The following is a 4,801-nucleotide window of genomic DNA, read 5'->3' on the forward strand; positions in this document are numbered from 1 at the left end:
GGCAAGATCGCGGCGGCGACCGGGGCGCGGCTCGTCTGCGACACCTTCGCGCCGCGGATCGCGCGCGGCGCCGGGCGCGTCGTGGTCGAGCGCCTGCCCTACCGGCCGGAGCCCGCCGTCGCCATGCTGACCGGGACCCGGACGCTGGTGCTGGTCGGGGCGCAGGCGCCCGTCGCCTTCTTCAAGTATCCGGACCAGCCGAGCGAGCTGACGCCGCCGGGCTGCACGCCGCTGGTGCTGGCGCATCCGCACGAGGACGGGGTCGCGGCACTCCAGGCCGTGGCGGAGGCGCTCGGCGCGACGGCGCCGGCTCCGGTGGCGCCGCGACAGGCGCCGGAGCGGCCGCAGGCGGGCACGCTCGAGCCCGGCGCGGTCATGCGGATCCTCGGGCGGCTGATGCCCGAGAACGCGATCGTCAGCGACGAGAGCCTGACCAGCGGCTTCGGCCAGTACCGGGTGCTGGAGACGGCGGCGCCGCACGACTTCCTCAGCCTCACCGGCGGCGCCATCGGCGACGGCCTGCCGGTGGCGACCGGCGCAGCGGTCGCCTGCCCGGACCGCAAGGTCTTAGCCCTGCAGGCGGACGGCAGCGCCATGTACACGCTGCAGGCCCTGTGGACGCAGGCGCGGGAAAAGCTCGACGTGGTGACGATCCTGTTCGCCAACCGCGCCTACAAGGTGCTGATCGAGGAGCTGCGGGCGGTCGGCGCCGCCGACGCTGGTTCGCAGGCGATGCGGATGTTCGAGCTCACCGACCCGGCGCTCGACTGGGTGCGGCTCGCCCAGGGCATGGGCGTCGAGGCGGTGCGGGTGGACGAGACGCGCGCCTTCGAGGACGCCCTCGCGTCGGCGCTCGCGGCCCGCGGCCCGCGGCTGATCGAGGCGGTGGTCTGACGGGCGGACGCGACGCCGCCGAACGGTGCGGACGGCGGGCGCCGGCAGCGCCGTGGGGTGGAGGGTGACGGCCGGCAGCAGACGCGGACGCGCGAGACCATCCTGACGGCCGCCGAGCGGCTGTTTCTCGCCCGCGGCGTCGAGGCCGTCTCGCTCGAGGAGATCACCCGAAGCTGGGCCGTGATCGACGATCCGGGCCGGCAGCGCGGCTTCGACCGGCGGCTGCGGGCCGCGTCCGTGGTGATCTTCCGGCTCGCCGCCGAGCGCGGCGCGCTCGCCGCACCGTGGACGCCCGAGCATGCCGGGCTCGCCTTCAGCAGCCTGGTGTCGGGGCTGATCGATCAATGGCTGCGCGGCGAGGACCAGTTCGACATCGCCGGCGACGTGACGACGATCGTGCGGGCCTTCGTGACCTCGCTGTCGCCGCGGCCGGAATCGCCGGCGCGGCGCGCCCCGGTCCGGGCCGCCGTCAGCCGCCGCAGCAGGACGGGGCGCAGCACGCGCCCGGCTTTCTGGCGCGGATGAAGGCGCCGAAGAACTTTCCGTCGAGATCGGCCGCCAGCGCGTCGACATCGTGGCCCTTGCCGACCAGCAGGTCGCGGGCGTCCTCGACCTTGTAGACGCGGGTCGGCTCGATGCCGATCTCGGTGAAGCCGGCGGCCGCCAGCCGTTCGGCGTAGTCGCACTCGTCGAGCGCGCCGGCCAGGCACCCGACCCATAAAAGCATGTCGCTGCGCAGCGCCGGGGGAATCTCGCCGCGCGTGACCACGTCCGACACCGCGAAGCGGCCGCCCGGCTTCAGCACCCGGAACGCCTCGCGCAACACCCGGTCCTTGTCGCCCGACAGGTTGATGACGCAGTTCGAGATGATCACGTCGACGGAGGCGTCGGGCAGCGGGATCGCCTCGATCTCGCCCTTCAGGAACTCGACATTGTCGAGCCCGGCCGCACGCTGGTTCCGCCGCGCCAGCGCCAGCATCTCGTCGGTCATGTCGATCCCGTAGGCCTTGCCGGTCGGTCCGACGCGGCGGGCCGACAGCAGCACGTCGATGCCGCCGCCGGAGCCGAGATCCAGCACGGTCTCGCCCTCGGCCAGCGCGGCGAGCGCGGTGGGGTTGCCGCAGCCGAGCGAGGCGAGCAGCGCCTCGGCCGGAAGCCCCTCGGCCTGCGCCGCCTCGTAGAGATCCGACGTGATCGGATCGCAGCCGCCGCGACCGGACGGCCCGCAGCATGCGCTGTCGCCCGCCCCGACCTGTCGGGCCGCCGCGGCGTATTTCTCACGCACGACGTCCTTCACGTCCGCAGCGGCGCCGGTGGTCGCGTCGGTGGTGGCCATGATCAGCATCCTTTGCGCAGCCGGTGCGATCGGGCGGGTGCAGCACGCCCCTTGAGTCTCGCCCTTATCTCTACTATTCTAGAACTATGGAATCAACCTCCGTCATGCTGGCGCTCGCCGCCTTGGCCCAGTCGACCCGGCTCGACGTGTTCCGGCTGCTGGTGAAGCACGAGCCCGACGGGCTGCCGGCCGGCGACATCGCCAAGGCGCTGGCTGTTCCGGCCAACACCATGTCGGCCCACCTGGCCGTGCTGACCCGGGCCGGGCTCGTCTCGTCGCAGCGCCACAGCCGCTCGATCGTCTACCGGGCCGACCTGGAGCGCTTCCGGCGCGTGATGCTGTTCCTTCTGGCCGACTGCTGCGGCGGCCGCGCCGAGGTGTGCGCGCCGCTGATCGCCGATCTCACCCCCTGCTGTCCGAAGGAGCCGGCCGATGGCTGACCGCGTCTTCAACGTTCTGTTTCTCTGCACCGGCAATACCGCGCGCTCGATCCTGGCGGAGAGCATCCTGCGCAAGGACGGCCGCGGGCGCTTCGGCACCTTCTCGGCCGGCAGCCGGCCCAAGGGGGTGGTCAATCCGCTCGCCCTGACCGTGCTGGAGAAGGCCGAGTACCCGACCGACGGGCTGCGCTCCAAGAGCTGGGAGGAGTTCGCGCAGCCGGGCGCGCCGGTGATGGATTTCGTCTTCACGGTCTGCGACAACGCCGCCGGCGAGGCCTGCCCGGTGTGGCCGGGCCAGCCGATGACGGCGCATTGGGGCATCGAGGATCCGGCCGACGTCGAGGGCACGGCGATCGAGCGGGAGCGCGCCTTCGTCCAGGCTCTGCGGTTCCTCAAGAACCGGATCGGCGCCTTCACGGCGCTGCCGATCCGCAGCCTCGACCCGCTGGCGCTGGGCGCCAAGCTCACCGCGATCGGCCGCATGGACGGCGCCACCGGCCGCAAGGCGGAGCTCGCCTGATGGACGTGATCATCTACCACAATCCGGAGTGCGGCACCTCGCGCAACACGCTGGCGATGATCCGCAATGCCGGCGTCGAGCCGCACGTGATCGAGTACCTGAAGTGCCCGCCGTCGCGCGCCCTGCTGGCCGCGCTGATTGTTCGCGCCGGACTGACGGTTCGCCAGGCACTGCGCGAGAAGGGCACGCCGTATGCCGCGCTCGGGCTCGCCGATCCGGCGCTCTCCGACGACGCCCTGCTCGACGCCATGACGGCGCATCGGATCCTGATCAACCGCCCGCTGGTGGTGACGCCGAAGGGCGTCCGCCTGTGTCGCCCCTCCGAGCTGGTGCTCGACCTGCTGCCGCCGCAGCGCGGCGCGTTGAGCAAGGAGGACGGCGAGCCGGTGACCGACGCGGCCGGGCGCCCCGTCGCGGCGCGCCCCGTCGAAACGGCCTGAAGGACCCGCACATGTCCCTGTTCGAACGATACCTGACCGTCTGGGTGGCGCTCTGCATCGTCGCCGGCATCGCGCTCGGCCATGTCGTGCCGGGCGTGTTCCACGCCATCGGGGCAGCCGAGATCGCCAAGGTGAACCTGCCGGTCGCCGTGCTGATCTGGCTGATGATCATCCCGATGCTGATCAAGATCGACTTCGCCGCGCTCGGCCGGGTGCGCGAGCACTGGCGCGGCATCGGCGTGACGCTGTTCATCAACTGGGCCGTGAAGCCGTTCTCGATGGCGGCGCTGGGCTGGTTCTTCATCGGCTGGCTGTTCCGGCCGTATCTGCCGGCCGACCAGATCGCCTCCTACATCGCCGGCCTGATCATCCTGGCGGCGGCGCCCTGCACCGCGATGGTGTTCGTGTGGTCGCACCTGACCAAGGGCGAGCCGCATTTCACCCTGTCCCAGGTGGCGCTCAACGACACCATCATGGTGTTCGCCTTCGCGCCGATCGTCGGCCTGCTGCTCGGCCTGTCGGCCATCACGGTGCCGTGGGACACGCTGGTGCTGTCGGTCGTCCTCTACATCGTCGTCCCGGTGGCGATCGCCCAGGTGGTCCGCCGTCGCGTGCTGGCCGGTGGCGGCGAGGCCTCGCTGGCGGCCCTGCTGGGCCGGCTCGGGCCGCTCTCGCTGGTCGCCCTGCTGGCGACGCTGGTGCTGCTGTTCGGCTTCCAGGGCGAGCAGATTCTCGCGCAGCCGCTGGTGATCGGGCTGCTGGCGGTGCCGATCCTGATCCAGGTCTATTTCAACGCCGGCCTCGCCTATCTGCTCAACCGGCTCGCCGGCGAGCGGCACTGCGTCGCCGGCCCCTCGGCCCTGATCGGCGCCAGCAACTTCTTCGAGCTCGCCGTCGCCGCCGCCATCAGCCTGTTCGGCTTCCAGTCCGGCGCCGCGCTCGCCACCGTGGTCGGCGTGCTGATCGAGGTGCCCGTGATGCTGACCGTGGTGTGGATCGTCAACCGCAGCAAGGCCTGGTACGAGCGGGCCGACGCCGCCCACCCGGCGACGCGGCGGGCCTGAGCCGGCCGGCCGGCGCGATCCCGGGCCGCCCGGCTTCAGGCTGCGGTCGGCCTCGTCGCGCGCCCTCCTCGCGAGCGGCTCGCTGGTTCGTCGGGGCGCCCGGCGGC

The 4,801-nt window shown here is 72.3% G+C and carries 7 protein-coding genes; 6 read left to right on the top strand and 1 reads right to left on the bottom strand.

Features of this window, described 5'->3' with window-relative positions; genetic code table 11:
• Positions 1–894 (top strand): acetolactate synthase large subunit (locus CH341_RS28185; RefSeq protein ID WP_111422389.1); only part of this gene is annotated, 894 nt, incomplete at its 5' end.
• A 57-nt stretch (positions 895–951) separates the two neighbouring features.
• A complete protein-coding gene (locus tag CH341_RS28190; protein ID WP_210208651.1) occupies positions 952–1,419 on the top strand; it encodes a hypothetical protein in 468 nt (155 codons plus the stop codon).
• On the opposite strand, the gene CH341_RS28195 is transcribed toward CH341_RS28190, so the two are convergent.
• Positions 1,364–2,230 (bottom strand): arsenite methyltransferase, encoded by an 867-nt coding sequence (locus tag CH341_RS28195; RefSeq protein ID WP_111422402.1) that lies wholly within the window; start codon positions 2,228–2,230, stop codon positions 1,364–1,366. The genes CH341_RS28190 and CH341_RS28195 overlap by 56 nt on opposite strands.
• Before the next feature lie 86 nt (positions 2,231–2,316).
• Between CH341_RS28195 and CH341_RS28200 the strand changes: the two genes are divergently transcribed.
• Genes CH341_RS28200 through arsB form a run of 4 tightly spaced genes read left to right on the top strand, consistent with a single transcriptional unit; the run spans position 2,317 to position 4,694 of the window.
• Entirely contained in the window at positions 2,317–2,670 is a 354-nt protein-coding gene (locus CH341_RS28200) for an ArsR/SmtB family transcription factor (RefSeq protein ID WP_111422392.1), read from the top strand.
• The gene (locus tag CH341_RS28205) at positions 2,663–3,190 is read left to right on the top strand and encodes an arsenate reductase ArsC (protein WP_111422394.1); all 528 of its coding nucleotides are present in this window, start codon (positions 2,663–2,665) and stop codon (positions 3,188–3,190) included. The genes CH341_RS28200 and CH341_RS28205 overlap by 8 nt, the downstream gene beginning before the upstream one ends.
• Positions 3,190–3,630: an arsenate reductase (glutaredoxin) gene (gene arsC / locus CH341_RS28210; protein ID WP_111422397.1), complete on the top strand. Its 441-nt coding sequence runs from the start codon at positions 3,190–3,192 to the stop codon at positions 3,628–3,630. The genes CH341_RS28205 and arsC overlap by 1 nt, the downstream gene beginning before the upstream one ends.
• Positions 3,631–3,641: 11 nt before the next feature.
• The gene (arsB, locus tag CH341_RS28215; protein ID WP_111422399.1) at positions 3,642–4,694 is read left to right on the top strand and encodes an ACR3 family arsenite efflux transporter; all 1,053 of its coding nucleotides are present in this window, start codon (positions 3,642–3,644) and stop codon (positions 4,692–4,694) included.
• The last annotated feature ends 107 nt before the right edge of the window (positions 4,695–4,801 follow it).

It is taken from the genome of Rhodoplanes roseus (genome assembly GCF_003258865.1).
Lineage (GTDB): Bacteria > Pseudomonadota > Alphaproteobacteria > Rhizobiales > Xanthobacteraceae > Rhodoplanes > Rhodoplanes roseus.